A 25670-nucleotide genomic window follows, 5' to 3' on the forward strand; every position below is an offset into this window, starting at 1 on the left:
CGCTCGCCCTTCTCCCTCGCCCCGCTTGCGGGGAGAGGGTCGGGGTGAGGGGGACTCTCCGCGCGTGCGGTGAGCATTGACGCACGACCATCTGGCAGCATCCCCGCGGAGAGTCCCCCTCACCCGAATTTGCGCTCCGCGCAAATTCGACCTCTCCCCGCACGCGGGGAGAGGTGAAGGAAGCACCGCGTTCGCAGTCCCGAACACGTGGATGCCCGGCACAAGGCCGGGCATGACGTAGCCATCAGACATCGGAGCGTGTCGCGTGCGCCGCGCGCTTCAAGCGTGCTGCTCTTCGAGCACGGGCTCGTCGATGAAGCCCAGCGTGTGCTCGGGATTGAGGTGCAGGCCGGGATCCATCAGCTCGCCGCGCATCAGGGCGAGCGGAGCACCGCGATAGAGCATCAAATCGTGGAACGGATCGGTCAGGATCTTGGTCATCCAGACGAGGCCGGTCTCGACGTCGCGGATGAAGAACAGGTGCACGGTGCGGAACAACAGGCCGCCGCCGCCGACCACGAGCCAGATCTTCGCCACCTGCCGCATGAAGTCGGTCGCGCTCTGCCAGGGCGTGAAGATGCCGAACAGGGTGGGATCGACGACCAGCACCAGCGGCGACAGCGCCCAGATCGCCATCAGCACCACCTTGCGCTGCAGATTGTAGCCGACCTTGATCTCTTCCTTGTACTCGTGCGTCGCCTGATTGATGTGGTCGTAGGTGTGCGGCTCGAAGAAGAAATGGCCGGCCTGGCGCGAGGTCATCGACACCAGCCAGCCGACCAGCGCGGAGACGACGGGATCGATGAACAGCCAGACATAGGCGAAGAGGAAGCTCAGCGCGCTGACGAAGTGCAGGCTCTGATTGATGCGGCTGTGGTGATAGTAGCGATGGTCGTCCCAGCGCTGGATCCGCAGCTGCTCGAGATAGTTCTTGATCATGCTCATCCCCAAAATGCTTTCGGGTTCAGGATTTACAGAGATTCGATGTAGGCCGTGTGACATCATCATTTTGTCATGTGACGATGTGCAGCGGCGCGATGACGCACGCGACGCGTGAGCTCAAGCCGCCTTGGCGACGTCGACCTTGCGGAAGCGCACCAGCGAGAAGTGTCCCAGCGGCGGAATCAAGCGGCGCTCGGCAAGCTCGATCCCGTGCGCGCCGGCGAGCCATTTGGCGTAGCGCGACCAGGCGAACTCGGCGGTGCGGAAGCCGAGCGGACGCACCACCGGCTGCAGCTTCTGCTCGATGAAGCGGCGCATGCCGGTGTCGGCGCTGACGCGGGTGAGGATGATCAATTCGCCGCCCGGACGCAGCACGCGGGCGAATTCGTCGAGCGCCTTCTCCGGGTTCGGCACGGCGGTGACGACGTATTGCGCCATCACGACGTCGAAGGAATTATCGGGGAATTCGAGCTTCTCGGCGTCCATCACCGCGAGGCCCTCGACGTTCTTCAGCTTCTGCTCCGTCACGCGGCGGCGCGCCTTGTCCAGCATCGCTTCCGAAATGTCGGTGCCGAAGATGCGCAGGTTCGGCGCGTAGAGCGGCAGCGAGATGCCGGTGCCGACGCCGACCTCGAGCACGCGGCCGCCGATCTTGTTGGTGGCCGCGATCGCGGCCTGCCGGCCCTTGGCGAACACGCCGCCGAACACGAGATCGTAGACCGGCGCCCAGCGGTCATAGGCCTGCTCGACCGTGCCGCGCGTGAGGTCGAGCTGCTGGGTGCCGTCAAGGTTCATGATCTTAGCCATCGATGAGGTTCTCGCTGTGGTTCGAATAAACGGTCAGCCGCGCACCGGCCGCCGCGCCATGCGAGGCGAGGCGCGCAAGGAGCGGCTGGGCTGCAGTGAGGTGAGGTTGCCGACGAACTGGCGCGCGCTGTTCTCCCAGGAGCGCTCCAGCGCGAAGTTGCGGCAGGTCTCGCGTGACATCGTGAGCGCGCGCAGGCAGGCGGTGCGCAGATCGTGGTCGATCGCGCCGATCGGGTGATCGGCAATGACGTCCTTCGGGCCCGTGACCGGAAACGCCGCAACCGGCGTGCCGCAGGCGAGCGCCTCGAGCTGCACCACGCCGAAGGTGTCGGTCAGGCTCGGAAACACGAATACGTCGGCCGCGGCGAGATGCGCGGTGAGATCCGCCCCCTTCTTCTCGCCGAGGAAGACTGCGTCCGGATATTTCTTCTCCAGCGCCGCCTTCTGCGGGCCGTCGCCGACCACGACCTTGGTGCCGGGCAGGTCGAGCGAGAGGAACGCTTCGAGATTCTTCTCCACCGCCACGCGCCCCATCGTCATGAAGATCGGGCGCGGCAGGTCGAGCTGTGCCGGAGCGTCGGGATGAAACAGCCCGGTGTCGACGCCGCGCGTCCAGAAGCCGAGCCGCTTGAAGCCGCGCTCGGACAGCTCCTGCCGCAGCGAGGGCGTCGCAACCATGGTCATGGCGGCGGCATCGTGGAAGTGGCGCAGCACCGCATAGCCGACGCCCGCCGGGATGCCGGTCCGCACCGAGACGTATTCCGGAAAGCGCGTCGTGTAGGAGGTGGTGAAGGCGAGCCGGTTGCGGCGGCAATAGGCGCGCGCCGCCCAGCCGATCGGGCCCTCGGTCGCGATATGCAGCGCCTCCGGCGCGGCCTTCTCGATCCGCCGCGCGATCTCCTTCGCCGAAGGCAGCGCAAAGCGCAGGCCCGGATAGGTCGGCAGCGGCCAGGACGGAAAGCCGTCGGGGGTGAGGAAGTCGATCTCGACGTCGAGGGTCTTGGCCGCATTCGCCAGGGAGGTCAGGGTGCGGACCACACCGTTGACCTGGGGATGCCAGGCGTCCGTCGCGATTAATACCCGCATGGGAAAATCCCGAGAGTTTGATGATTCTCAGGCATCGACCATCAACGAAGGATATTTCAGGCGTGTGACGTCACAGAAGTGTCGGCGCGCTGTTTTGTTCGTTAACGAGCCGGCGGGGCCACGAAACTGTCATGAAACAATTCTTGCGGCCGTGAAACCGTTTTCGGTTTTCCGCGCAAATGTCCCGAAACGTTTTGCCGTTAGGACTTTAGGCAACGGAGCACCGCAACGGTGCCGCGGTGAGCAAAACACCGAGCAAACAGGGGCGATCACATGTTCAATCTGGACACATTCAAGACGTTTTCGCGCGCCGTTGCACTCAGTGCCGTCGCGGTCTCCGCAATCGCGTTCGCTGGCGCAGCCAAGGCCGCGCCGGTGCAGATCTTCCCGTTCTTCCAGCCGCTGCCGCCGATGACCGCGCCGCAGCCGCTGCAGCCGTATCAGCCGTCGTATCAGCCCTATCAGGCGCCGACCTACCAGACCGAGCCGTCCGAGGATCAGGACGCGGTAGAGCTGCCGGCCCGCTTCCGCCGCCAGACCGTCTCTTACGCGACGCGCGAAGCGCCGGGCACGATCATCATCGATACGCCCAACACCTATCTCTATTACGTGCTCGGCAATGGCCAGGCATTGCGCTACGGCATCGGCGTCGGCCGCGACGGCTTCACCTGGTCCGGAATCCAGTCGGTGAGCCGCAAGGCCGAGTGGCCGGCCTGGACGCCGCCGCCGGAAATGATCGCCCGCCAGCCCTATCTGCCGCGCCACATGGCCGGCGGCCCCGGCAATCCGCTTGGCGCGCGCGCCATGTATCTCGGCGGCACCATCTACCGTATCCACGGCACCAACGCCCCCGAAACGATCGGCAAGCGCGTGTCCTCCGGCTGCATCCGCATGACCAACGAGGACGTCACCGACCTCTATTCCCGCGTCAACGTCGGCACCAAGGTGATCGTGCTGCCGATGACCGAGCGCCGCGCAGACCTCGGCGCCGCGAGCCGCTGAAGCGACAGGACAACGTAACGCGAACGGCCCCGGAACCCACCGGGGCCGTTTTCGTTTGCCCTGACATCCCGTTGCGCCTGTTGCGGCGCAATCCCCGATGGAGGCGCAAATGCGACCACGAAGGCAACCCTCGCCAAGCCCATGGCTGCACGCCCTCGCCGGCGCCGGAGCACTGACGCTGCTCGTGTCCGCGCCCGCCTCGCTCGCGCAGCAACCCGCGCCTGACGACGCCGGCAAGCAGGCTTTCAACAATTCCTGCCGCACCTGCCATTCCATGAAGGAAGGCGACAATCGCCTCGGTCCCAATCTCAACAAGATCGTCGGACGCAAGGCCGGCTCGCTGCCGGACTACAATTACTCCTCGTCCATGAAAGAAGCCGGCTTCGCCTGGGACCAGGACAAGCTCACCCGCTTCATGGTCAAGCCGGACGAGGTCGTGTCCGGCCACAAGATGCAGCCCTATGGCGGCATCTCGAAGGACGAAGCGGGTAAGGTGGTTGCGTATCTGCAAGCGGCGGGCGGGCAATAGATCGCAACGCGCTCTTTCCGCTGTGCGATTGCGGTGCGCTTACCGGCTGACTGCGCCCCGCCACTCCGCTATCAGCCTCAGCCACGCCGCGGCGTGGAACGCGCTCATCAAGAGATACATCGGCACCATCCCGCCGAGCAGAGAGCCCTGCCCGGCGCCGCACAGCATCTCCGCGGGCCCACCCCCGGGCAAAGCCGTCAGTACGGCCATGATGGCGAAGGTCGGCGTGGCCGCCAGCCCCAGCCATCTGGCGAGGTGGCGTGCGGCCGCGACGCCGTCGGGGAGGCCGCTGGGGACCGCGCTGACCGGACCGGTCATTTCCGCTCCCCCGCGGCCTCCTCACGAAACGCCTTCTCGCCGGCGTCCGAGATCTCCACCCATCGCTTGTCGGGCGCGGCGCCTTCGGTGTAGCTGTCGTGCCAATTCCACCATTTGTAGGTCGGGGTCTGCGGATAGCCTTTCGGCGAGTCCTCCCACACCTCCTGGCGGCCGAGCGGGGTGATGTCGAGATAGTTCCAGGTCCCACCCATCTGCTCGTCGCCGCGGCTCTTGACGAAATAAGTGCGGAAGATGCGTGTCCCGTCTCGGTAGAACACATTCGTGCCGTGCCATTCGTCGACGCCGAAATCGGCATCGAAGCTGTCGGTGATGGTGACCCAGGGCATGATCCAGCCCATCCGCTGCTTCAGCCTGACGATGTCGGCTTGCGGCGCACGCGAGGCGAACACCAGCGTGGTGTCGCGGGCATTCAAGTGCGAGACATGGGCGACCTGGTCGGCCACCATGGAGCAGCCGCGGCAGGCCTGATCGGGCCAGCCGAACACGCCGGGCTCGAAGAAGGCGCGATAGACGATCAGTTGCCGCCGGCCCTGGAACAGGTCGTGCAGACTGAGCTTGCCGCCGGGCCCCTCGAACGCATAGGTTTTGTCGACAGCCATCCACGGCATGCGGCGCCGCTCGGCGGCCAGGGCGTCGCGGGCACGGGTATGCGCCTTCTCCTTCACGAGCAGCTGCAGACGGGCCTCCTCCCAGTCCTGCGGCGACACCACCGGTGCGGTCTGCATGGCGGTGTGTCCGTTGGTTCCTGCTTTTTCTGCTGATGTCATCATGACTCTCCAAAGCTTTTGCTCGACGTCCTGCCAACGACTTCTGGCACCAAGCGGTTGCGCGGTGGGAGTAACAAGTGTGGCGGGATTGACATGGAATCGCTGATCACTGCCGCTGCGCGCGCCTTAGAGGCCGGTGATCCGCTCGGCGCCCTGAACCGCGTCGCGCTGCGCAACGATGCGCCGTCGCTGGCGCTGCGCGGCATCGCGATGGCGCAGCTCGGCGATCTCGCCAAGGCCAAGTCGCTGCTGCGCACCGCCGCGCGCGCCTTCGGTCCGCGCGAGGCGGTGGCACGCGCAAGATGCCTGGTGGCCGAAGCCGAGATCGCGCTGGTCTCGCGCGATCTGAACTGGCCGGTGAAGACGCTCGCGGCGGCACGCGCGACGCTCGAACAGCACGGCGATCTCGTCAATGCCGCCCATGCAGGCCATGTCGAGGCCCGCCGCCTGCTTCTGGTCGGGCGCCTCGACGAGGCCGAGCGCACCCTCGCCGAAGTCCGTCCCGCCATGCTCCCGCCCGCGTCGCAGGTCGTCCGGGAGCTCGTGCTCGCCGGCATCGCCATCAGGCGGCTCAGAACGAACGACGCGCGCACAGCGCTCGGCCGCGCGGCTCACGCAGCGCGCCTTGCAGACATTCCGGCGCTCGTGGCCGAGGTCGACAGCGCGAGCCTGATCCTCGACACGCCGGCAGCACGCCTGATCGCCCGCGGCAGCGAACATCCGCTCTTGCTGGGAGAGGTCGAACGTCTGGCGACCTCGACGGCGCTGGTCGTGGATACCTTTCATCACGTCGTGCGCAGGCAAGGCGCCGCGGTGTCGCTCGGAACGCGTCCCGTGCTGTTCGCGCTCGCGCGTCTCCTGGCCCAGGCATGGCCTGCGGATGTCTCGCGCGAGACGCTGATATCCGGCGCCTTTCAAGCCAGGCACGCCGACGAATCGCACCGCGCGCGCCTGCGCGTCGAGATCGGACGACTCCGCACCAAGCTCGCGCCGCTGGCCGATATCAGCGCGACGAAGCAGGGCTTCGTGCTGGCGCCGCGGAAGACGCGCGACGTCCTCGTGCTGGCGCGGCCCGTTGAGGAGAAGCACGCCGCCGTCCTCGCCTTTCTTACCGACGGCGAGCCATGGTCGAGCTCGGCGCTCGCGCTTGCGCTTCGCATCAGTCCGCGCACCGTGCAGCGCGCGCTCGAGGAGCTGGCGCGGTCGGGCAAGGTGCAGTCGTTCGGACACGGACGGGCGCGCCGCTGGATGACGCCGCCCGTTCCGGGTTTCCCGACAGGCTTGTTACTCCCCACGCCGCTCCTGAAGACGTAGGATGCGCGTTAAGCACAGGGAGCAAGCACATGAAACGTTCAGCCGCCGAGATCGTCACGGAGTATGGACCCTTTCCAGGCGTCGAGGCCGTGCATGGCGTCACCTATGACGGCACGCGCGTCTGGTTCGCTTCCGGCGACAAGTTGAACGCGCTCGATCCGGCCGACGGCAGGATCGACCGCTCCATCGACGTCGCCGCGCATGCGGGAACGGCGTTCGACGGACGGCACCTGTTCCAGATCGCCGAGGACCGCATCCAGAAGATCGATGCGGCTTCGGGCAAGGTGCTCGGCACCATTCCGGCGCCGGGCGGCGGCGGCGATTCCGGCCTCGCCTGGGCCGAGGGCTCGCTCTGGGTCGGGCAATATCGCGACCGCAAGATCCATCAGATCGATCCCGAAACGGGGAAGATCCTCCGCACCATCGAGAGCAAGCGCTTCGTGACCGGGGTGACCTGGGTGGACGGCGAGCTCTGGCACGGCACCTGGGAGAACGAACAGAGCGATTTGCGTCGGATCGACCCGGAAACGGGACAAGTGATCGAGCAGATCGACATGCCCGCCGGCACGATCGTGTCAGGCCTGGAATCGGACGGCGGTGACCGTTTCTTCTGCGGCGGAGGCAATCGCGGCAAGGTGAGAGCGGTCCGGCGCCCGCGGCAAAGCTAATCATGCGTCCTGACGTGACGGCACGCCGACGGCGCGTTCACAATCCTTAACCTGTTCGCCCCAATTCCACCCAACGGGTGCGCTCTAGCGCCCTCCTCGCCCGCCCTGTAGAATCCCCGTCGGGGCGGCTTGGGGGATTGATGCGTCTGACGTGGAATCTGAAGACTATCCTGATCGGTGTCGCGGTGCTCGCGGCGTCGTTCTTCATCAGCCTGAAGGCGATGGACTGGCTGGCGCCGCGCGCGACGAATTCGGCGCCGCCGGTCGCACAGCTGCCGCCGCTGCCGCCGGCTTCGAAGAGCTCCATCGTGATCGCGCCGGTCGCCATCGCGCTGTCGGCGATCCGCGAGCAGGCCGAGAGGGCCGCGCCGCGCAATTTCGCCGGCAAGGCCGACAACCCGATCTCGCAGATCCTGGAGAATGCCGATATCGGCTGGTCCGCCGTCCGGGGCCCGATGGCGGCAGCCGGCGACAAGGACGTGCTGACGATCTCGACCCCGCTCACCGGCAAGCTCAACGTGACCGGCTCTCTGTCGTCGAAGGCCACAGGCGCGCTCGGCGATGCGCTTGGCAGCGTGCTCGGCGGCGACGCCGCGAAGCGGATCGGCGCGGTCAACATCAAGAACCTGAACGCGAGCGCGGAGATCAAGGGCAACGTCGTCGTCACCTCGCGCCCGAAGCTCGCCGCCGCCTGGTATCTGGAGCCCAATCTCGGCGCCCAGGTCAATCTCGGTGACACCAACCTCAACGTCGCCGGCGCCAAGGTCAACGTGCCCGCGCAGGTCAAGCCGCTGATCGACAAGACCGTCGGCGAGCAGATCAACGCCGTCTCCGAGCGCATCCGCAACGATCCCAGCCTGCGCGAGAATGCCAAGGCGCAATGGATCAAGGCCTGCCGCTCGATCCCGCTGCAAGGATCCAGCGCCTCGGCGGCGCTGCCGCCGCTCTGGCTCGAGATGAAGCCGGTGCGCGCGATCGCGGCGCAGCCGCGCGTCGATGCGCAGGCCGTGACCTTATTGCTCGGCCTCGAAGCCGAGACACGCGTGACCTCGACGCCGACCAAGCCGGACTGTCCGTTCCCCGACAAGATCTCGATCGTGCCGCCGACCGGCACAGGCGTGAGTATCGGCGTGCCGATCGACGTGCCTTTCACCGAGATCAACAAGCTGATCGCAGCGCAGATGGTCGGCCGCACCTATCCGGAGGACGGCTCCGGCCCGGTCGACGTCACCGTCAAGAGCGCCAACGTCATCCCGTCGGGTGACCAGCTGCTGATCTCGCTTCTGGTGCGCGCCAAGGAGAAGAAGAGCTGGTTCGGCCTCGGCGCCGAGGCGAATGTGCACATCTGGGGCCGGCCGGTGCTCGACCAGGCGCAACAGACGCTGCGGCTCACCGACATCCAGCTCGCGGTGGAATCCGAGGCCGCGTTCGGCCTGTTGGGTGCCGCCGCCCGCGCCGTCGTCCCGCAGATGCAGCAGGCGCTGCTGCAGAGGGCAACCCTGGATCTGAAGCCGATCGCCGCCAACGCCCGCGAGAAGATCGCCGCCGCGATCGCCGATTACCAGAAGAGCGAGGACGGCCTCAAGGTCGAGGCCAGGATCGACAGCCTCACTCTCGCCGACATCGCCTTCGATTCCAAGACCCTGCGCGTGGTCGCGGAAGCCGGCGGCTCGCTGAACGTATTCGTGACGAAGCTGTCGGGGATGTAGCGCGTCCCTGCGCATCGCAGGGCCGTCGCATGTGAGAGCTCTTCCCTGCGGCCATCCTTCGAGACGCCCGCTTGGGCGGGCTCCTCAGGATGAGGGCGGAGTGCGCGGCAGCTGTTGCAACGAGCACGGACGCCGATGAGTCTCATCCTGAGGAGGCGCGCAAGCGCCGTCTCGAAGGACGAGGCGTGCGTGCAGGCGCCGCCACCCGTCAGAGGCGGTTGTCCCGCCACTCGCCGGACCCGCACAATTCCTCGTCGCTTGCGCCGCTGGCATTCTCGCTGCAGGATGCTAATCTCGCACGCGCATTGTAGGGGACAACGCGAGGACAACATGGAAGCCGGCATGGTCACGCCTGCGCCGGCGCTGGTGCGTTTTTCCGGCATTCAAAAGACCTATGATGGCGAGCATCTCGTGGTGAAGAACCTCGACCTCGACATCAGGAAGGGCGAATTCATCACCCTGCTCGGCCCGTCGGGATCGGGCAAGACGACCACGCTGATGATGCTGGCCGGCTTCGAGGTGCCGACCCATGGCGAGATCTACCTCAGCGAGCGGCCGATCAAGAACGTGCCGCCGCACAGGCGCGACATCGGCATGGTGTTCCAGAACTACGCGCTGTTTCCGCACCTGACGATCGCGGAAAACATCGCCTTCCCGCTCTCGGTTCGCAAGTCGAGCAAGGCGGAGACGCAAGAGCGCGTCAGCGCGGCGCTGCGCATGATCAAGATGGAAACTTTTGCGCACCGGCGGCCCGGGCAATTGTCCGGCGGTCAGCAGCAACGCGTGGCGCTGGCCCGCGCGCTGGTGTTCAATCCGCAGCTCGTGCTGATGGACGAGCCCCTGGGCGCACTGGACAAGCGGCTGCGGGAGCAGATGCAGCTGGAGATCAAGCAGCTGCACGAGACGATGGGCATCACGATCGTCTATGTCACCCACGACCAGAGCGAAGCGCTCACGATGTCGGACCGCATCGCCGTATTCAACGACGGCATCGTGCAACAGATCGACCGCCCCGACGCGCTGTATGAGCATCCCGTGAACAGCTTCGTCGCCCACTTCATCGGTGAGAACAATGTGCTCGCCGGCACCGTGGAAACCGTGGAGAGGGATTATTGCCGCGTCGCGCTGGCCGGTGGCAGCACAGTCGCCGCACGGGCGGTCAACGTGTCAGGCGCAGGCGCATCGACCTCTCTGTCGGTGCGGCCGGAGCGTGTCGCAATAATTCCCAATGGCAATTCCAGTGAGGGACCGAACCGGCTGCCGGCAAAAGTGCAGAACACCATCTATCTCGGCGACCACGCGCTGGCCGTGCTAGATGTGGCCGGCAACGCCGAGTTCATGGTCAAGCTTCAGCCGGGAGCGCATCACGGCCTAAGACCTGGCGAAAGCGTGTTCATCACCTTCCGCCCGGAAGACTGCCTCGCCCTCGATCCCGTCTGATCTGCCGGCGACGAAACTGAAACAATCAATGTCAACGCAACTCACATGAAGAAGGAACGAAGACCATGCTGAAGCGCAAGATTGCTCTGGGTTTCGCCGCGGCATTGGGCGCCGGTGTCGCGCTGACCAATGTCGCAGAAGCGCGTGACCTCACTGTCGTCTCGTGGGGCGGCGCGTATCAGGAGGCCCAGAAGAAGGTCTATTTCGAGCCGTTCAAGAAAGCATCCGGCATCGCGATGAACGACGAATCCTGGGACGGCGGCGTCGGCGTGCTGCGCGCCAAGGTGCAGGGAGGCGCCGCCACCTGGGACGTCGTCCAGGTCGAGAGCGATGAGCTCGCGGTCGGCTGCGAGGAAGGCCTGTTCGAGAAACTGGACTATTCCAAGATCGGCGGAGAGGCCGCCTACATCCCGCCGTCGGTCAATCCTTGCGGGGTCGGCGCCATCCTCTACGATTTCGTCCTCGGCTACGACAAGGACAAGCTGAAGGAGGCCCCGAAAGGCTGGGCCGACTTCTTCGACACCAAGAAGATTCCGGGCAAGCGCGCGCTGCGCCAGGGCCCGAAGACCACGCTGGAGATCGCCCTCATGGCCGACGGCGTCGCACCGAAGGACGTCTACAAGGTGCTGGCGACCGACGAAGGCATCGAGCGCGCCTTCAAGAAGCTCGACACTATCAAGGGCGACCTTGTCTGGTGGAAGGCCGGCGCGCAGCCGCCGCAATTGCTCGCCTCCGGCGAGGTGGCGATGACCTCGGTCTACAATGGCCGCATCGACACCGCGAACAAGAACGAGAAGAAGAACTTCGGCATGGTGTGGGACGGCGCGCTCTTCACCCTCGACAGCTGGGTCATCCTGAAGGGGAGCCCGAACAAGGATGCGGCCTACAAGTTCCTGGACTTCGTCGGAAAGGCGGAGAACCAGTCCAAGCTGTCGGAGAACATTGCCTATGGCACTTCGAACAAGGATGCCGCCGGCCGGCTCGCGCCCGCCGTCCTGAAGGACCTGCCGACGGCGCCTGACAACATCAAGAACGCGGTCGAGATCAACGTGGCCTTCTGGCTCGAGAACATCGACCGCCTGACCGAGCGCTTCAACAAATGGGCCGCGAAATAGCGGGAGCAGCTAGAGGTGCGCGCGGACAACTCGCCCGTGGCGCATCCTTCGAGACGCCCGCCTACGGCGGGCCCTCAGGATGAAGGTCTGAGTCTGTGGCAGCGACGTTACTGGCACCAATGTCAATGAGCCTCATCCTGAGGAGACCGCGAAGCGGTCGTCTCGAAGGACGAGGCGCTTGCTCAGGCTGCTCCAAGAGGCTTTCTCCATGACAGCAGCGCCCGCGCTCGGCGCCGATAACAAGACTGAGGTGCCGCTCAAACGCCGATTGAGGCGTGCGGAGCGGACACGCCAGGTCAAGGCATTGGCGCTGGTCCTGCCGCTTCTGCTGTTTCTGCTCTTCACCTTCGCAGGTCCCATCGCCGGCATGCTGTGGCGCTCGGTCGAGGACTGGGAGGTGCGTCGGGTCCTGCCGCAAACGGTCGCTGCTCTTGCCAGTTGGGACGGCAAGGACTTGCCGGATGAAAACGCCTATGCGGCGCTTGCAAGCGACATCCTGGCGGCGCGCGCCGCCGGCACCCTTGCGATTGCGGCCAAACGGCTCAACTACGCGCTGAACGGCTTCCGCACGATCCTGACCAGCACAGGACGCAATCTGAAGGCGGTGCCTGAGCCCGGTACGGCCAGGGAGACGCTGGGCAGGATCAACCCCGCCTGGCGCGAACGCGCCACCTGGACCACGATCAAGGACGCCGGCGGCCCGATCACCGGCTTCTACCTGCTCGCCGCGCTCGACCTGACGCGAAACGCCGACGGCGCGATCGTCGCCGCACCACCGGATCAGGCCATCTACCGCGACATTTTCCTCCGCACCTTCCTCATCAGCCTCGCTGTCACGGCCCTCTGCCTGATTCTCGGCTTTCCGGTCGCCTACCTCCTGGCGACGCTGCCGCCCGGCCGGTCGAACCTCTTGATGATCTTCGTACTGCTGCCGTTCTGGACGTCGCTCCTGGTTCGCACCTGCGCCTGGATCGTCCTGTTGCAGAGCAAGGGCGTCGTGAACGATAGTCTGCTCTGGCTCGGCATCATCGACGCACCCTTGCGCCTGATCTACAACCGCTTCGGCGTCTGCGTTGCCATGACCCACGTTCTGCTGCCGTTCATGATCCTGCCGCTGTACAGCAGCATGAAGGCGATCTCGCCCGCCTACATGCGTGCCGCCGCTTCGCTCGGTGCACCGCCCCTCACCGCCTTCCTACGGATCTACCTGCCGCAGACCCTGCCTGGCATCGGCGCGGGAAGCCTGCTCGTCTTCATCCTGGCGCTCGGCTACTACATCACGCCGGCCCTCGTCGGCGGCGCCGCCGACCAGATGATCAGCTACTTCATCGCCCTCTACACGACCGAGACGGCCAATTGGGGCCTTGCTTCGGCGCTGGGCGCGGTGCTGCTGCTCGCCACCGTTCTGCTCGCTCTCGTCTACGGCAAGCTGGTGCAGGGCCAGCAGGTCACGGGAGGGATGAAGAATTGAGCGACAATTCCTCCTTGCGCACCCCCAGCCAGCGCATCGCGTGGACCGCGACTATCGTTGTCTCCACGCTGGTGTTCATCTTCCTGATCGCGCCCATCCTTGCGATCATGCCGCTGTCGTTCAGTTCCAGCTCGTACCTCACCTATCCGCTGCCGGGCCTTTCCTTGCGCTGGTACGACGACTTCGTCAATTCGCCGCGCTGGATGAACTCGCTCAAGAACAGCGTGATCATCGGCGTCGCCTCGACGCTGTTGTCCATGGTCCTCGGCACGCTGGCCGCGCTGGGGCTGGCGCAGTGGAAGAGCCGGTTCAAGCCGCTCGTGCTGGCCTTCGTGCTGTCGCCGGTGGTTGTGCCCGGGGTCATCACCGCGGTCGGCCTGTACTTCTTCTTCGCGCCGATCGGGCTGACCGGCAGCTATCTCGGCCTGATCCTGGCTCACACCGCGCTGGCGACGCCCTTCGTAGTGATCACGGTCGGGGCGACGCTGCAGAGCTTCGACACTAATCTGGCACGCGCGGCCGCCTCGCTCGGCGCCTCGCCAATCTACGCGTTCCGTCGCGTGATCCTGCCGCTGATCCTGCCGGGTCTGGCATCAGGCGCGCTGTTCGCGTTCGCAACCAGCTTCGACGAGGTGGTGATCGTGCTGTTCATGGCGGGTCCCGAGCAGCGCACCCTGCCGCGCGAGATGTTCAGCGGCATCCGCGAGAACATCAGCCCGACCATCACGGCAGCGGCCGTGATCTTGACGACCGTCTCGGTCATCTTGCTCGCCACCCTGGAAGCCCTGCGCCGACGCAATGAACGGCTCAAGGGCAGCGGGGATTGAGGACGCAGGAAGTTAAAGACACGACAGCGCGCCCGGTGAAAACCAGGCGCGCTTCGTTCAGGCAGTTACGCGAGCCGCATTACTCCGCGTACTTGAACTGCGGCATGTTTTTCAGCTCGTCCTTGCTGGCATTGAACACGGCGTGGTCCGGGTACCATTTTGACGCGGACGACGTCGATGCGGTCGCGGCAGGCCTGTCGGTACCGGTCGCAGCGCCGGTCGTCGTGCCGGCGGGCCGGGCGCCGGTGTTCGCGCCGGTGCCGGTATAGGCGACGGGCTCGTTGACGAACTTCAGCTTCTCGTAGGGCACGGCGACCAGATGCTCGCCCATGCCGAGGAAGCCGCCGACGCCGATCACGGCGATCTTGATGTCACCGTTCTTGTCCATCAGCAGGTCATTGATCGTGCCGATGTTCTCGTTGGCCTCGTTGTAGACCTTCAGGCCGTCCATCTTCGAGGTGCGCCACTGGCCGGAAGCCGTCGTGGTCGTTGCGGTGGCCGCAGGGGCCGCCTTGTCGGTGGTGGCGGCGGGCGGCGTTTGCGCGATTGCGACGGTCGCAAGTAGCGCGGTACCGGCGAGGCCGGTGACGATCGATTTCATCAACATTGTTGTCCTCTCCTTCACAGAAAACTCGTGCGGAGAAAACCGCTCTGATCGGGCGCAGTTCCGTGCGTGCCGCAATTTCGTCGCGCCATGCGCGAACTGTTCCTTCGTCACTCAGGAACATTTTGCGGTGCACGGTTCCCCGCCGAGGATCATGCGCATTGGGGCAAGGCAGGACTGCGGCGAGGACCGCGCCGACCCGGCGTCGCCGAGGTCAGCTCTTGTAGTCGATCAGGAGCGCGGCGAAGCTCGAATTGCCGGTTGAGCTGCCATTGGCACCGTAGGAGGATGCTGACGATTGCGATTGCTGCAGCGCCTGGAGGAATTGCTGGAGGATCTCGGCGGTGGTCTGGTCCGTCGAGCTACTGCTCGTCGAATCCGTCGTCGTCGAATCCGAAGAGCCGTCGTCCGGCGGCGGACCGCCTGGTCCACCCGCGCCGCCCGCGAAGGCGGACTGAAACACGCTTTTCAGCTCCTCGGCCTGTTCGGAGGTCAGCGTCCCGTTCGACACTTCGCTCGAGATGAGGTCCTCGATCTTCGACTGCATCTCGTCCTTGGAGGGAGGCGCGCCGCTCGACTGGCCGCTCGATCGGCTCTGCTGGAGCGCCGTGTCGATATCCGTCAGCGCCGTCGAGAGCGCGGACTGGTCCGACCAGAGATCGTGCCGGCGGAGACTTGCGACTGCAATTCCTGCCGAAGCCGTTGCAGTGGCGATTGATAGCTGCCGGCGGAGGCCGCCGAGATCGAGGTCATGATGGCTCCCTTCGTTTTGCGGGTTTCGCCGCGGACCACGCCACGGTATGGTTAACGGCCTTAACGAGAGCTTGCCGCTCGGCGGTGGGGCGATTGCCGTCCGTTGCTGACCGCCCGGTAGAAACAATTCGAAACAAAAATCTTCGCCTTTTGGCCGGAATTTTGGACAAACAAGGTCCATGGCCGTTCCCCATCCCAACATCCTGGTCGTCGAGGACGACCGCGAAACCCGGACGCTGATTGCGAAATATCTGCGCAACAACGCCTGCAACGTCACCGCCGTCGCCGACGGCCGCGAGATGTCGCGCGCTATGGCCGACCACCGCGTCGATCTCATCATCCTCGACGTCATGCTGCCTGGCGAGGACGGCCTCAGCCTGTGCCGTAAGGTGCGCGCCGAAAACCAGACGCCGATCATCATGCTGACCGCGCGCGGCGAGGACGTCGACCGCATCGTCGGCCTCGAGATGGGCGCGGACGATTATCTGCCGAAGCCGTTCAACCCGCGCGAGCTGCTCGCCCGCATCAACGCTGTGCTGCGTCGCCAGGCGGCCGCGCAAGCGGCGAGCTCGGTCGAAGGTGCCTCCGCGCTCACCTTCGAAGGCTGGCGCATCGATCTGCGCTTGCGCGAGCTCCGCAATCCCGCAGGCGCGCGCGTCGCGGTGACCAGCGCCGAGTTCGACCTGCTGCGCACGTTCTGCGAGCGGCCCGGCCGCGTGCTGTCGCGCGACAGCCTGCTCGACCTCACGCAGGGGCGCAGCACCGGCTCGTTCGAGCGGTCCATCGACGTGCTGGTCAGCCGCATCCGCCGCAAAATCGAGCCCAATCCGGCCGATCCCACCCTGATCAAGACGGTGCGCTCCGGCGGCTATCTGTTCACGCCACGAACCGAGGTCGCGAAAACCGAGGCAGCAAGCGCCGAAGCGACCGCAGTGCCCGTGAGCAGCTGAGGGGGACGACGATGAAGCCGTTCTCGTTCTTCCACCTCAAGGGTATCGGCGGGCAGATCGCCGCGCTGGTGCTGGCCTCGACAGTGGCGCTCCATCTCGTCATCACCACCGCCTTCCTGATTATCCGGCAGGACCGCCCTGATGCCCCGCCGGACCGGGCGCATCAACTGGCCGATGCCGCGCTGCTGCTCGAGGCGGCGGAGGCGAGCGAGCGTCCGCGCCTCGTCACCGATCTCGCGCGCGCCTTCCCCGGGCTCGGCATCGAGATGCTGGCGCCCGGCACGGCCAATCTCGCGGAGAGCGACAGCCTGCATCTGCGCTGGATGCGCCGCCATCTCGGCCGCGCCTACAAGACCGGACGGCTGGCTTCAGGCAGCATCGAGCCCCGTATCGGCGTGCAATTGCCCGACGGCACCGTGATCGCGGGCCATGTCGATGGCGCCCCGCGGCCGTTGTTCTCTGGCGCGCCCTGGCTGATGGCACTGATGAGCGCCTTCATCTGCGTCACCGTGCTCGGCCTGTGGGCGGCGCGCGCGCTGACGAGGCCGCTGTCGTCCTTCGCCGCGGCGGCGGAGAATTTCAGCCTCGAGGGCGCCGCCGAGCCGCTGCCCGAGCGCGGCCCGGAGGAGATCCGCGCGGTGGCGCGCGCGCTCAACCGCATGCACGAGCGGATCGTGCGGCTGATGTCGGACCGCACGCGGATGCTGGCGGCGATCAGCCACGATTTGCGCACGCCGATCACGCGGCTGCGCCTGCGCGCCGAGTTCATCGAGGACGAAGCCAACCGCAAGCGCATGCTGATGGATCTCGACCAGATGCGCGCGATGCTGGAATCGGTGCTGTCGCTCTTGCGCGACGACCGCAAGGTCGAGGCGGTGACGCTGGTCGACATCGCCAGCACGCTGCAGCTCGTCGCCGATCAATTCGGCGACATGGGCCAAGTCGTGCACTATGTCGGGCCGGCGTCCGCGACCGCCGCCGCGCGGCCCGACGATCTGCATCGCGGCGTCACCAACCTGGTCGAGAACGCGGTGCGCTTCAGCGCCGAGGTGACGATCCGCCTCGACGTCTCGGACGCCATGCTCGTCATCGACGTCGAGGACGACGGCCCCGGCATTTCGGATGCACGCAAGCAGGAGATGCTGGAGCCGTTCGCGCGCGGCGACGACGCGCGCACCATGGACTACTCCACCGGCTTCGGGCTCGGCCTGTCGATCGCGCGCGCAATCGCGCTCGGCCACGGCGGCGAGCTGTCGCTGCATGACCGCGCCCCGCGCGGCCTGATCGTGCGGATGCGATTGCCGGTCTCGCAGGCGCCGCGCCTTGCCGCCTGATCAAGCCGCGAGCGGCGGGTGCTCGATCGCCTCGTGCGGGAAGATCGCCACCGCCTCGAAGCGGTAATTGCAGGCGTGGCAGGTCCAGAGATAGGAGACGCGCCCTTCGCCCGGCTCGATCCAGTCAGGGAACGGGATCGGTGTGCCACATTGTGCACAAGGGTTCTGCTTGGGAATGTCGTCGATGTCTGCAGGGGTCATGGACGTCTCCCGAGTGCTGGCTTTGACTAGCGATTGTTGGGCGAATGCGCGAAATGGACAGACCCGCTGTCACGTAAGGCGCTCCACCAGCTCCGAGCTTAACCCAGGTTTAAGTCGCAAAAGCGACGAGCCGGCGAAAATCGCCGTTGGTGACATTTCGCCACATCATCGCCGTGTTCCCACGGCCTAACGCGCTGGGGCGCGGGTCCGTTCTGCCGAGGAATACTTCGATGAAAATCTTACGAATTGTCGCGCTGCTCGCGGCCGGATTGACGTTGCCGCAGGCAGCTTGCGCCGGGCAAGCCGAATATGCCGAGATGGTGGCCGCCCATGCCCGCGCCAACGGCGTGCCGGAAGCACTGGTGCATCGTGTCATCATGCGTGAGAGCCGCTATCAGCCGCATGTGGTCGGTCGCGGCGGCACTATCGGGCTGATGCAGATCAAGCTCGCGACCGCCCGCGGGGTCGGCTACACCGGCGATGCAGCCGGCCTGCGCGATCCCAACACCAACCTCACCTACGCTGTGAAATACCTCGCCGGCGCCTACCGCGCCGCCAATGGCGATCACGCGCGAGCCGTGCGTTATTTCGCGGGCGGCTATTACTATGCTGCAAAGCGCCAGCGGCAGGAGGCGGTCCAGGTCGCCCATGCGGGCGAGACCATGGGCCAAGGCACTATGGGCCAGCCCTGGCTCGAGCCGAACGGCAATCCGCAGCCGATGTTCGCCGCTCCGACCCACAGGAAGCTCGCCCAGCGCGTCCGTAACGCGCGGGCGCAGGTTCCCGCTCATTGATCTCCGTTATGGCCGGGCTTGACCCGGCCATCCACGTCTTGCATCTGCGCCAAGTACGTGGATGCCCGGGCCTTCGCCTCGCCGAAGCGGCTTCGGCCGCGCAGGCGGGACAAGCCCGGGCATGACGACTGTTACCGCGTTGACCACCCCATCCTGCTGGCATACATTACCACCGTTCCGAGGGGTGCTCCGAGGAGGAGCTGAGATACCGCTAAATGGGCAATACCGCCCAGGACCGCGGTGACCCTTTGAACCTGATCCGGGTCATGCCGGCGAAGGGACAGGGATGTTGCAGACCATTAAGCGACCGGATTCACCGGTATCCATCATCGGCGCAGGCATCGCGGGCGCCTGGCAGGCGTTGCTGTTCGCGCAGGCCGGTCATGCCGTCACCTTGCACGAGCGCGGTGACGAGGCGATGACGGATGCCACCAGCCATTGGGCCGGCGGCATGCTCGCGCCCTATTGCGAGGCCGAAGTCGCCGAGCCCATCATCAGCCGCCTGGGGCTGCGCTCGCTCGATCTCTGGCGGCGCGAGCTGCCCGACACGCCGTTCAACGGCTCGCTGGTCGTCGCCCACCCGCGCGAGCGCAACGATTTCGAGCGGTTTGCGCGCATGACCGAGCATCACCGCCGGCTCGATGCCGCCGGCCTAGCCGCGCTCGAGCCGTCGCTGGAGGGCCGCTTCCGTGACGCGCTGTTCTTCCCTGCCGAGGGCCATGTCGAGCCGCGCCGCGTGCTGCCGCAGCTGCACGAGCGCATCAAGGCTGCCGGCGGCACCATCAAGTTCTGCAGCGACGTCACCGCGAACGAGCTTGACGGCATCGTCATCGACTGCCGCGGCCTTGGTGCCGGCGACGAGCAGAGCGAGCTTCGCGGCGTCAAGGGCGAGATGATCCTGATCGAGACGGACGAGGTGCAGCTGGCGCGCCCGGTGCGGCTGATCCATCCGCGCTGGCCGCTCTACGTGATCCCGCGCGAGAACGGCCTGTTCATGCTGGGCGCGACCTCGATCGAGGCCGAAGACACCGGCGTCAGCGTGCGCTCCGCGCTGGAGCTATTAGGGGCCGCCTACACCGTGCACCCGGCGTTCGGCGAAGCCCGCATCGTCGAATTCGGTTCGGGGCTTCGTCCCGCCTTTCCCGACAATTTGCCGCGCATCGGCATTCGCGATCGCAAGATCAGCGTCAACGGCCTCTACCGCCACGGCTTCCTGATCGCGCCTGCGCTCGCCGAGCTGACGCTCGCCTATGTCGAGCGCGGCCAGATCGACAACGAGGTAATGCAATGCTCCTGATCGTCAACGGCGAGCCGCGCGAGGTGAACGCGGCCAGCGTCGATGCGCTGCTCGCCGAGCTCGACTACGAAGGCAGCCATTTCGCCATCGCGCTGAATTACGACGTCGTGCCGAAAAGCCGCTGGGCCGAGACGCGACTGAAAGCCGGCGACGAGATCGAGATCATCACGCCGCGGCAGGGAGGGTGAGCCGAATGACGGAGCGCGCCTTCCATCTGCCGCCCGTTCAGGGTTCTTTCCGTCATTGCGAGGAGCGCAGCGACGAAGCAATCCAGAGTGTCTCCGCGGATGAATCTCTGGATTGCTTCGCTTCGCTCGCAATGACGGCGGAGAGAGCGTTAATCGAGGAAACACCGACATGGTGACCTTCTACGGCAAAACCTTCGCCTCCCGCCTGCTGATCGGCAGCGCGCTCTATCCCTCGCCTGCGATCATGCAAGAGGCGATCCGCGCCTCCGGTGCCAACATCGTCACGGTGTCACTGCGGCGCGAATCCGCCGGCGGCAAGACTGGCGATGCGTTCTGGAAGCTGATCCGCGAGCTCGACGTGTCAGTGCTGCCGAACACCGCGGGATGCCGCACCGTGCGCGAGGCGGTGACGACGGCCAAGCTCGCACGCGAATTGTTCGGCACGAGCTGGATCAAGCTCGAGGTCATCGCCGACAACGACACGCTGCAGCCCGACGTCGTCGGCCTGGTCGAAGCCGCCGGCATCCTGATCAAGGACGGATTTGAAGTCTTCCCCTATTGCACCGAGGACCTCTCGGTCGCGAGCCGCCTGGTCGAAACGGGGTGCAAGGTGGTGATGCCGTGGGCCGCGCCGATTGGCAGCGCCAAGGGCATCACCAACCGCGATGCGCTGAAACTGTTGCGCGAGCGGCTGCCCGACATCACGCTGGTGGTCGACGCTGGCTTAGGGGCGCCCTCTCACGCCGCGCAGGCGTTCGAGCTCGGCTATGATGCCGTGCTGCTCAACACCGCCATCGCCAAAGCCGCCGATCCCGTCGCAATGGCGAACGCCTTCCGCCTCGGCTGTGAGGCCGGCCGCACCGCTTACGAGGCCGGGCTGATGAACGCCCGCGACTTCGCCTCGCCCTCCACTCCTGTCGTTGGGACCCCGTTCTGGCATGCCGTATCCTGATCGCTTCTATCCCGTGGTCGACAGCCTGGCCTGGGTCGAACGCCTGACCAAGCTCGGCGTCGGCACCATCCAGCTGCGCGCCAAAGAGCTGAACGACGCCGACGCGCTGCAGATCGTCACCGACGCGCTGGCCATCACCAAGGACACGCAGGCCAAGCTGGTGGTGAACGATTATTGGCGCGCAGCGATCGTTGCGGGTGCAAAATACCTGCATCTCGGCCAGGAGGATCTTGCAGACGCAGATCTCGGCGCTATCCGCGAGGCCGGCCTCAAGCTCGGCATCTCCACCCATGACGATTCCGAGCTTGAAACCGCACTGGCCGCGAAGCCCGACTACGTCGCGCTCGGCCCGATCTTCTTCACGACCCTGAAATCGATGCGCTTCGAGCCGCAGGGCATTCCCAAGATCACCGAATGGAAAAAGCGCATCGGCACCATCCCGCTGGTTGCCATCGGCGGCATCAAGTTCGAGCACGCCGCGGAGATTTTTGCCGCCGGCGCGGATTCGATCGCTGTTGTCTCCGACGTGACCCAGAACCCCGACCCCGATGCCCGCGTGCGGCAATGGCTCGACGGTTCGAAGGAGGCGGCGTGATGATCGCCCCGCTCCCTCCACTCGTCATTGCGAGGAGCCCTTGCGACGAAGCAATCCAGACTGCTTCCGCGGATGCATTTCTGGATTGCTTCGCTGCGCTCGCAATGACGGAGCAAGAATTCACCAGCGTCGTCTCGGCGCCAATGCAAACGAATTAAACCGGAGGATCCCATGAACATCCGCTCCAACCCCGAAAAGACCGTCCCCGCCGTCACCACCGGCCCCCTGCCCTCCTCGCGGAAAATCTTCGCGACCCCCGACGCCGCGCCTGATATCCGCGTGCCCTTGCGCGAGATCATCCTCTCCGAAGGCGCCGGCGAGCCGAACCTGCCGGTCTACGACACCTCGGGCCCCTACACCGATCCGAGCGTGACCATCGACGTCAACGCCGGCTTGGCGCGCAACCGCAAGCAATGGGTGCTGGAGCGCGGCGGCGTCGAGGAATATGAGGGCCGGCAGATCAAGCCGGAGGACAATGGTAGCGTCTCCACCGACAAGGCCGCGCGCGCCTTCTCGGCCTATCACAAGCCGCTGCGCGGCCTCGACGGCCACAAGGTGACGCAGCTCGAATTCGCCCGCGCCGGCATCATCACCAAGGAGATGATCTACGTCGCGGAGCGCGAAAACCTCGGGCGCAAGCAGCAACTCGAGCGCGCCGAAGCCGCGCTCGCCGACGGCGAAAGTTTTGGCGCCTCGGTGCCCGCCTTCATCACCCCGGAGTTCGTGCGCTCGGAGATCGCGCGCGGCCGCGCCATCATCCCCTCCAACATCAATCACTCAGAGCTCGAGCCGATGATCATCGGCCGCAACTTCCTGACCAAGATCAACGCCAATATCGGCAACTCGGCGGTGACCTCGTCGGTCGAGGAAGAAGTCGAGAAGATGGTGTGGGCGATCCGCTGGGGCGCCGACACCGTGATGGACCTCTCCACGGGCCGCAACATCCACACCACGCGCGAATGGATCCTGCGCAACTCGCCGGTGCCGATCGGCACCGTGCCGATCTACCAGGCGCTGGAGAAGTGCAACGGCGATCCCGTCAAGCTGACCTGGGAGCTCTACAAGGACACCTTGATTGAGCAGTGCGAGCAGGGCGTCGACTATTTCACCATCCACGCCGGCGTCCGCCTGCAATACATCCACCTCACCGCCAGCCGCGTCACCGGCATCGTCTCCCGCGGCGGCTCGATCATGGCGAAGTGGTGCCTGGCGCATCACAAGGAGAGCTTCCTCTACACCCATTTCGACGAGATCTGCGACCTCATGCGCAAGTATGACGTCTCGTTCTCGCTCGGCGACGGCCTGCGTCCGGGCTCGATCGCCGACGCCAACGACCGCGCGCAGTTTGCGGAGCTGGAGACGCTCGGTGAGCTCACAAAGATCGCATGGGACAAGGGCTGCCAGGTCATGATCGAAGGCCCCGGCCACGTGCCGATGCACAAGATCAAGATCAACATGGATAAGCAGCTCAAGGAGTGCGGCGAGGCGCCGTTCTACACGCTCGGGCCGCTGACCACCGACATCGCGCCGGGCTACGACCACATCACGTCAGGCATTGGAGCAGCCATGATCGGCTGGTTCGGCTGCGCCATGCTCTGCTACGTCACGCCGAAGGAGCATCTCGGCCTGCCCGACCGCAACGACGTCAAGACCGGCGTCATCACCTACAAGATCGCCGCCCACGCCGCCGACCTCGCCAAGGGCCACCCCGCCGCGCAACTGCGCGACGACGCCCTCTCCCGCGCGCGGTTCGAATTCCGCTGGACCGACCAGTTCAACCTCGGCCTCGATCCCGACACCGCGAAAAACTTCCACGACGAGACGCTGCCGAAGGAAGCCCACAAGGTCGCCCATTTCTGCTCGATGTGCGGCCCAAAATTCTGCTCGATGAAGATCACGCAGGACGTGCGGGATTACGCGGCAACGCTGAACGACCCGAACAGCGTGGGGATGTCGATGAGCGGCACCGCCGAGGACGGCATGGCGAAGATGAGCGCGAAGTTCAAGGAGATGGGCGAGAGCTTGTACCTGGATGCGGAGAAGGTGAAGGAGAGCAATCGGGTGTTGTGAGGGCCTTCTCCAGGGTGTCCGGACCAATTCCGGACACCCACCATTCGAAACGCGCGGCATCACCTCATCTCAAAGCTTCAGATACTCGGCGTCACTTAGTATCGTGTATTTTTTTGGACTTAGCAGAATCACAATCTGTGACCTGCACAAGGGCAGAACCACCTCGAATTGCTTGATCGCTATTGGAATGCTGAAGTCGCTCCCGTCATCAACCGCATTGTGGACTGGCCACCAATCTTCGAACGCATTATGTGCCGGATCGCAACCAAGCGCAGGAGCCACTAAGCGCTGAACCCCTATATTCTTTTTCTTTTTGATCAACGCTCCGTTCTGATCCATTGCCGGGCTACCGTTACTCATCAAATAAATCCCAGCATCTCCCACAAGCCAAAGCGCTCGTTTCGGACTTTTCCTACCATCCCAAGGGAGAGAAATTGGAGCATTTCTGGCGTGATCAACGAGACGCCACACAGTTGCAACATCAAACTTTAGAACAACGCTTCCATCCGGTGCTCGAAGCTTTTTCGCGGCAACAGTACTTTCCAAGCAAGCGACCAAAAAGCAGCATATCGCTCCGGAGAGATTTACCGCCAGCTCAGCATGATGGCGTGGCACCTCTCGGTTCAAGTTCGCCTTCCCGTGCGCATCTCCCAGTTTGTTGCGCATCTCGCCTACGCGGGTAACAATCGTCTGGCTCGCCCCAAAAACTGACTTAAACAAAGTGTCGGTATGCTGAGTTGGAGCGATTCCGAGATTCGATGCCACGAGGTAATATAGCTTCGGCAAATCCCATGTATCGTCATATTGAATCTCGAGCTCATCTAGCGCAGTCTTGCACATAGTTTCGAGCATCGCGCGAGCTGCTGTTACTGCACCATCGCGGTCATCCTCCAATCGACCAATTGCTTTTTGCCAATCGGAGTAAATGGCGTCATATCGCGAATGCGCAAGCCGCTGGTCTATCAATCTCGATAGTGGCGCCCTAGAATCGGGAACAGACTGGTCGGTCAATAGCTTCTCCCGGCTGGTCTAAACCAAGGACGTGAGATCAAGGGCCTCTAGCCGCAACGCACAATTCGGAGCTATCAGGTCTTCCGATTGCGCAACTGCAGCTACCCGAATACCATGCCCAGCCCGTTGATGGACCTCCAACTAAACTAGCTTCCCCTCCTGCGAGCGGAGGCGGCACGTTGTCGGAGTTCGCGCCCACCGTTCGTTCCTCTGGGTCCGAACCGCGATCCTGCTGGAGCCCCCATGCCCACCATCACCGCATTCGAGTCCTCCCCCGACCGCGGCAAGGGCCACGCGCGCGACATGCGGGTGCGCTGGGCGCTGGAAGAGGTCGGCCAGCCCTACGACGTTCGCCTCGTCTCATTTGCGGCAATGAAACAACCTGCCCATCGCGCGCTGCATCCGTTCGGGCAGATCCCGACCTATGAGGACGACGATCTCACGCTGTTCGAGTCCGGCGCGATCGTGCTCCACATCGCCGAACGCCATGATGGCTTGCTGCCGAAGGATGCCAACGCGAGGAGCCGCGCGGTCGCATGGATGTTCGCTGCGCTGAGCACGGTGGAGCCGCCGATTGTCGAGCTCAACATGGCCATGCTGTTCGAGCGCGACAGGAGCTGGTACGCCGAGCGTCTGCCGAGCTTGCAGGAGCGCGTGCGCACCAGGCTCGGCGAATTGTCCCGCCACATCAGTGAGGCCGACTGGCTCGACGGCGCTTTCAGCGCCGGCGATCTCTTGATGGTGACGGTGCTGCGCCGGTTGAACACGTCAGGCCTGCTCGACGAAGATCCCGATATTGCCGCCTATGTCGCCCGCGGCGAGGCGCGGCCGGCGTTCAGGCGGGCGTTCGAGGCGCAGCTGGCGGTGTTCACGGCCGCGTCGCGTTCGTAGCCCGGTTAGCCGCT

The 25670-nt window shown here is 65.1% G+C and carries 27 protein-coding genes, 1 pseudogene and 1 riboswitch; of the genes and pseudogenes, 19 read left to right on the forward strand and 9 right to left on the reverse strand.

All coding sequences use genetic code 11. From position 1 onward, the window contains the following. Positions 1-279: 279 nt before the first annotated feature. From I6F24_RS18655 to I6F24_RS18665, 3 genes are all read right to left on the reverse strand, one after another. Positions 280-939, reverse strand: coding sequence for a membrane protein (locus I6F24_RS18655; RefSeq protein ID WP_025034507.1), 660 nt, complete (start codon positions 937-939; stop codon positions 280-282). Between the two features lie 120 nt (positions 940-1059). Beyond that, positions 1060-1749 (reverse strand): methyltransferase domain-containing protein, encoded by a 690-nt coding sequence (locus I6F24_RS18660; protein WP_036003432.1) that lies wholly within the window; start codon positions 1747-1749, stop codon positions 1060-1062. Between the two features lie 33 nt (positions 1750-1782). Continuing rightward, on the reverse strand, positions 1783-2835 hold the full coding sequence (locus I6F24_RS18665; RefSeq protein ID WP_057026948.1) for a glycosyltransferase family 1 protein: 1053 nt from the start codon (positions 2833-2835) through the stop codon (positions 1783-1785). 273 nt (positions 2836-3108) lie between these two features. Here I6F24_RS18665 and I6F24_RS18670 point away from each other — a divergent pair, with 273 nt between their 5' ends. Continuing rightward, positions 3109-3837: a L,D-transpeptidase gene (locus tag I6F24_RS18670; protein WP_225149087.1), complete on the forward strand. Its 729-nt coding sequence runs from the start codon at positions 3109-3111 to the stop codon at positions 3835-3837. Between the two features lie 97 nt (positions 3838-3934). Then, positions 3935-4366 (forward strand): c-type cytochrome, encoded by a 432-nt coding sequence (locus I6F24_RS18675; RefSeq protein WP_036003413.1) that lies wholly within the window; start codon positions 3935-3937, stop codon positions 4364-4366. Between the two features lie 39 nt (positions 4367-4405). Here the strand turns inward: I6F24_RS18675 and I6F24_RS18680 are convergent, their stop codons facing one another. Both I6F24_RS18680 and I6F24_RS18685 read right to left on the reverse strand, forming a co-directional pair. Next, a complete protein-coding gene (locus I6F24_RS18680; protein WP_225136828.1) occupies positions 4406-4684 on the reverse strand; it encodes a hypothetical protein in 279 nt (92 codons plus the stop codon). Beyond that, complete coding sequence (locus tag I6F24_RS18685; RefSeq protein ID WP_225149088.1) at positions 4681-5475, reverse strand: thioredoxin family protein; 795 nt, start codon at positions 5473-5475, stop codon at positions 4681-4683. Before I6F24_RS18685 ends, I6F24_RS18680 begins: the two co-directional genes overlap by 4 nt. A gap of 90 nt (positions 5476-5565) precedes the next feature. On the opposite strand from I6F24_RS18685, the gene I6F24_RS18690 reads away from it, so the two are divergent. From I6F24_RS18690 to I6F24_RS18720, 7 genes are all read left to right on the forward strand, one after another. After that, positions 5566-6786, forward strand: coding sequence for a helix-turn-helix domain-containing protein (locus tag I6F24_RS18690; protein ID WP_225149089.1), 1221 nt, complete (start codon positions 5566-5568; stop codon positions 6784-6786). A gap of 29 nt (positions 6787-6815) precedes the next feature. Next, positions 6816-7454 carry a glutaminyl-peptide cyclotransferase gene (locus I6F24_RS18695; RefSeq protein ID WP_036003402.1) on the forward strand — a complete coding sequence of 213 codons (639 nt, stop codon included), beginning with the start codon at positions 6816-6818 and terminating at the stop codon, positions 7452-7454. A gap of 140 nt (positions 7455-7594) precedes the next feature. After that, positions 7595-9163 carry a DUF4403 family protein gene (locus tag I6F24_RS18700; protein WP_225112555.1) on the forward strand — a complete coding sequence of 523 codons (1569 nt, stop codon included), beginning with the start codon at positions 7595-7597 and terminating at the stop codon, positions 9161-9163. A 330-nt stretch (positions 9164-9493) separates the two neighbouring features. Next, positions 9494-10603: an ABC transporter ATP-binding protein gene (locus I6F24_RS18705; RefSeq protein ID WP_036028460.1), complete on the forward strand. Its 1110-nt coding sequence runs from the start codon at positions 9494-9496 to the stop codon at positions 10601-10603. Between the two features lie 65 nt (positions 10604-10668). Continuing rightward, entirely contained in the window at positions 10669-11718 is a 1050-nt protein-coding gene (locus I6F24_RS18710) for an ABC transporter substrate-binding protein (RefSeq protein WP_036013275.1), read from the forward strand. Positions 11719-11926: 208 nt separating this feature from the next. Beyond that, positions 11927-13189, forward strand: coding sequence for an ABC transporter permease (locus I6F24_RS18715; RefSeq protein ID WP_225112554.1), 1263 nt, complete (start codon positions 11927-11929; stop codon positions 13187-13189). Continuing rightward, entirely contained in the window at positions 13186-14016 is an 831-nt protein-coding gene (locus I6F24_RS18720; protein ID WP_225149090.1) for an ABC transporter permease, read from the forward strand. Before I6F24_RS18715 ends, I6F24_RS18720 begins: the two co-directional genes overlap by 4 nt. A gap of 79 nt (positions 14017-14095) precedes the next feature. Here I6F24_RS18720 and I6F24_RS18725 read toward each other — a convergent pair whose 3' ends face one another. Both I6F24_RS18725 and I6F24_RS18730 read right to left on the reverse strand, forming a co-directional pair. Then, positions 14096-14623, reverse strand: coding sequence for a PRC-barrel domain-containing protein (locus I6F24_RS18725; protein WP_036013268.1), 528 nt, complete (start codon positions 14621-14623; stop codon positions 14096-14098). A gap of 211 nt (positions 14624-14834) precedes the next feature. Continuing rightward, positions 14835-15373, reverse strand: a pseudogene (locus I6F24_RS18730) (hypothetical protein). Positions 15374-15552: 179 nt separating this feature from the next. Here I6F24_RS18730 and I6F24_RS18735 point away from each other — a divergent pair. Together I6F24_RS18735 and I6F24_RS18740 are read left to right on the forward strand one after the other, a co-directional pair. After that, positions 15553-16323, forward strand: a complete 771-nt coding sequence (locus tag I6F24_RS18735) for a response regulator (protein WP_225149091.1) — start codon at positions 15553-15555, stop codon at positions 16321-16323. A gap of 11 nt (positions 16324-16334) precedes the next feature. Beyond that, entirely contained in the window at positions 16335-17657 is a 1323-nt protein-coding gene (locus tag I6F24_RS18740; protein ID WP_225149092.1) for an ATP-binding protein, read from the forward strand. On the opposite strand, the gene I6F24_RS18745 is transcribed toward I6F24_RS18740, so the two are convergent. Beyond that, positions 17658-17858 carry a hypothetical protein gene (locus I6F24_RS18745; protein ID WP_036013259.1) on the reverse strand — a complete coding sequence of 67 codons (201 nt, stop codon included), beginning with the start codon at positions 17856-17858 and terminating at the stop codon, positions 17658-17660. Between the two features lie 230 nt (positions 17859-18088). Here I6F24_RS18745 and I6F24_RS18750 point away from each other — a divergent pair, with 230 nt between their 5' ends. From I6F24_RS18750 to thiC, 7 genes are all read left to right on the forward strand, one after another. Then, the gene (locus tag I6F24_RS18750) at positions 18089-18652 is read left to right on the forward strand and encodes a lytic transglycosylase domain-containing protein (protein WP_225139103.1); all 564 of its coding nucleotides are present in this window, start codon (positions 18089-18091) and stop codon (positions 18650-18652) included. A gap of 170 nt (positions 18653-18822) precedes the next feature. After that, positions 18823-18951: riboswitch (TPP riboswitch) on the forward strand. Further along, complete coding sequence (locus tag I6F24_RS18755; protein ID WP_225149093.1) at positions 18939-19949, forward strand: FAD-dependent oxidoreductase; 1011 nt, start codon at positions 18939-18941, stop codon at positions 19947-19949. Its footprint overlaps the riboswitch before it by 13 nt. Further along, positions 19940-20137 carry a sulfur carrier protein ThiS gene (thiS, locus tag I6F24_RS18760; protein ID WP_225142303.1) on the forward strand — a complete coding sequence of 66 codons (198 nt, stop codon included), beginning with the start codon at positions 19940-19942 and terminating at the stop codon, positions 20135-20137. Before I6F24_RS18755 ends, thiS begins: the two co-directional genes overlap by 10 nt. Positions 20138-20142: 5 nt before the next feature. Further along, positions 20143-20313: a hypothetical protein gene (locus I6F24_RS18765; RefSeq protein ID WP_225149094.1), complete on the forward strand. Its 171-nt coding sequence runs from the start codon at positions 20143-20145 to the stop codon at positions 20311-20313. Beyond that, complete coding sequence (locus I6F24_RS18770; RefSeq protein ID WP_109145910.1) at positions 20307-21089, forward strand: thiazole synthase; 783 nt, start codon at positions 20307-20309, stop codon at positions 21087-21089. Before I6F24_RS18765 ends, I6F24_RS18770 begins: the two co-directional genes overlap by 7 nt. After that, positions 21076-21684: a thiamine phosphate synthase gene (locus I6F24_RS18775; protein WP_225149095.1), complete on the forward strand. Its 609-nt coding sequence runs from the start codon at positions 21076-21078 to the stop codon at positions 21682-21684. Before I6F24_RS18770 ends, I6F24_RS18775 begins: the two co-directional genes overlap by 14 nt. A 171-nt stretch (positions 21685-21855) precedes the next feature. Next, complete coding sequence (thiC, locus tag I6F24_RS18780; protein WP_225149096.1) at positions 21856-23754, forward strand: phosphomethylpyrimidine synthase ThiC; 1899 nt, start codon at positions 21856-21858, stop codon at positions 23752-23754. A 69-nt stretch (positions 23755-23823) separates the two neighbouring features. On the opposite strand, the gene I6F24_RS18785 is transcribed toward thiC, so the two are convergent. Next, the gene (locus tag I6F24_RS18785) at positions 23824-24765 is read right to left on the reverse strand and encodes an abortive infection family protein (RefSeq protein ID WP_225149097.1); all 942 of its coding nucleotides are present in this window, start codon (positions 24763-24765) and stop codon (positions 23824-23826) included. 243 nt (positions 24766-25008) lie between these two features. On the opposite strand from I6F24_RS18785, the gene I6F24_RS18790 reads away from it, so the two are divergent. Further along, positions 25009-25656, forward strand: coding sequence for a glutathione S-transferase family protein (locus I6F24_RS18790; protein WP_225149098.1), 648 nt, complete (start codon positions 25009-25011; stop codon positions 25654-25656). Positions 25657-25670: the final 14 nt, after the last annotated feature.

The organism is Bradyrhizobium sp. BRP23, from assembly GCF_020194135.1.
Classification (GTDB): domain Bacteria; phylum Pseudomonadota; class Alphaproteobacteria; order Rhizobiales; family Xanthobacteraceae; genus Bradyrhizobium; species Bradyrhizobium yuanmingense.

Coding starts and splice junctions, on each gene's coding strand:
- I6F24_RS18655 (WP_025034507.1), bottom strand. CDS start 939: ATGATCAAGAACTATCTCGAGCAGCTGCGGATCCAGCGCTGGGACGAC.
- I6F24_RS18660 (WP_036003432.1), bottom strand. CDS start 1,749: ATGGCTAAGATCATGAACCTTGACGGCACCCAGCAGCTCGACCTCACG.
- I6F24_RS18665 (WP_057026948.1), bottom strand. CDS start 2,835: ATGCGGGTATTAATCGCGACGGACGCCTGGCATCCCCAGGTCAACGGT.
- I6F24_RS18670 (WP_225149087.1), top strand. CDS start 3,109: ATGTTCAATCTGGACACATTCAAGACGTTTTCGCGCGCCGTTGCACTC.
- I6F24_RS18675 (WP_036003413.1), top strand. CDS start 3,935: ATGGAGGCGCAAATGCGACCACGAAGGCAACCCTCGCCAAGCCCATGG.
- I6F24_RS18680 (WP_225136828.1), bottom strand. CDS start 4,684: ATGACCGGTCCGGTCAGCGCGGTCCCCAGCGGCCTCCCCGACGGCGTC.
- I6F24_RS18685 (WP_225149088.1), bottom strand. CDS start 5,475: ATGATGACATCAGCAGAAAAAGCAGGAACCAACGGACACACCGCCATG.
- I6F24_RS18690 (WP_225149089.1), top strand. CDS start 5,566: ATGGAATCGCTGATCACTGCCGCTGCGCGCGCCTTAGAGGCCGGTGAT.
- I6F24_RS18695 (WP_036003402.1), top strand. CDS start 6,816: ATGAAACGTTCAGCCGCCGAGATCGTCACGGAGTATGGACCCTTTCCA.
- I6F24_RS18700 (WP_225112555.1), top strand. CDS start 7,595: ATGCGTCTGACGTGGAATCTGAAGACTATCCTGATCGGTGTCGCGGTG.
- I6F24_RS18705 (WP_036028460.1), top strand. CDS start 9,494: ATGGAAGCCGGCATGGTCACGCCTGCGCCGGCGCTGGTGCGTTTTTCC.
- I6F24_RS18710 (WP_036013275.1), top strand. CDS start 10,669: ATGCTGAAGCGCAAGATTGCTCTGGGTTTCGCCGCGGCATTGGGCGCC.
- I6F24_RS18715 (WP_225112554.1), top strand. CDS start 11,927: ATGACAGCAGCGCCCGCGCTCGGCGCCGATAACAAGACTGAGGTGCCG.
- I6F24_RS18725 (WP_036013268.1), bottom strand. CDS start 14,623: ATGTTGATGAAATCGATCGTCACCGGCCTCGCCGGTACCGCGCTACTT.
- I6F24_RS18735 (WP_225149091.1), top strand. CDS start 15,553: ATGGCCGTTCCCCATCCCAACATCCTGGTCGTCGAGGACGACCGCGAA.
- I6F24_RS18740 (WP_225149092.1), top strand. CDS start 16,335: ATGAAGCCGTTCTCGTTCTTCCACCTCAAGGGTATCGGCGGGCAGATC.
- I6F24_RS18745 (WP_036013259.1), bottom strand. CDS start 17,858: ATGACCCCTGCAGACATCGACGACATTCCCAAGCAGAACCCTTGTGCA.
- I6F24_RS18750 (WP_225139103.1), top strand. CDS start 18,089: ATGAAAATCTTACGAATTGTCGCGCTGCTCGCGGCCGGATTGACGTTG.
- I6F24_RS18755 (WP_225149093.1), top strand. CDS start 18,939: ATGTTGCAGACCATTAAGCGACCGGATTCACCGGTATCCATCATCGGC.
- thiS (WP_225142303.1), top strand. CDS start 19,940: ATGCTCCTGATCGTCAACGGCGAGCCGCGCGAGGTGAACGCGGCCAGC.
- I6F24_RS18765 (WP_225149094.1), top strand. CDS start 20,143: ATGACGGAGCGCGCCTTCCATCTGCCGCCCGTTCAGGGTTCTTTCCGT.
- I6F24_RS18770 (WP_109145910.1), top strand. CDS start 20,307: ATGGTGACCTTCTACGGCAAAACCTTCGCCTCCCGCCTGCTGATCGGC.
- I6F24_RS18775 (WP_225149095.1), top strand. CDS start 21,076: ATGCCGTATCCTGATCGCTTCTATCCCGTGGTCGACAGCCTGGCCTGG.
- thiC (WP_225149096.1), top strand. CDS start 21,856: ATGAACATCCGCTCCAACCCCGAAAAGACCGTCCCCGCCGTCACCACC.
- I6F24_RS18790 (WP_225149098.1), top strand. CDS start 25,009: ATGCCCACCATCACCGCATTCGAGTCCTCCCCCGACCGCGGCAAGGGC.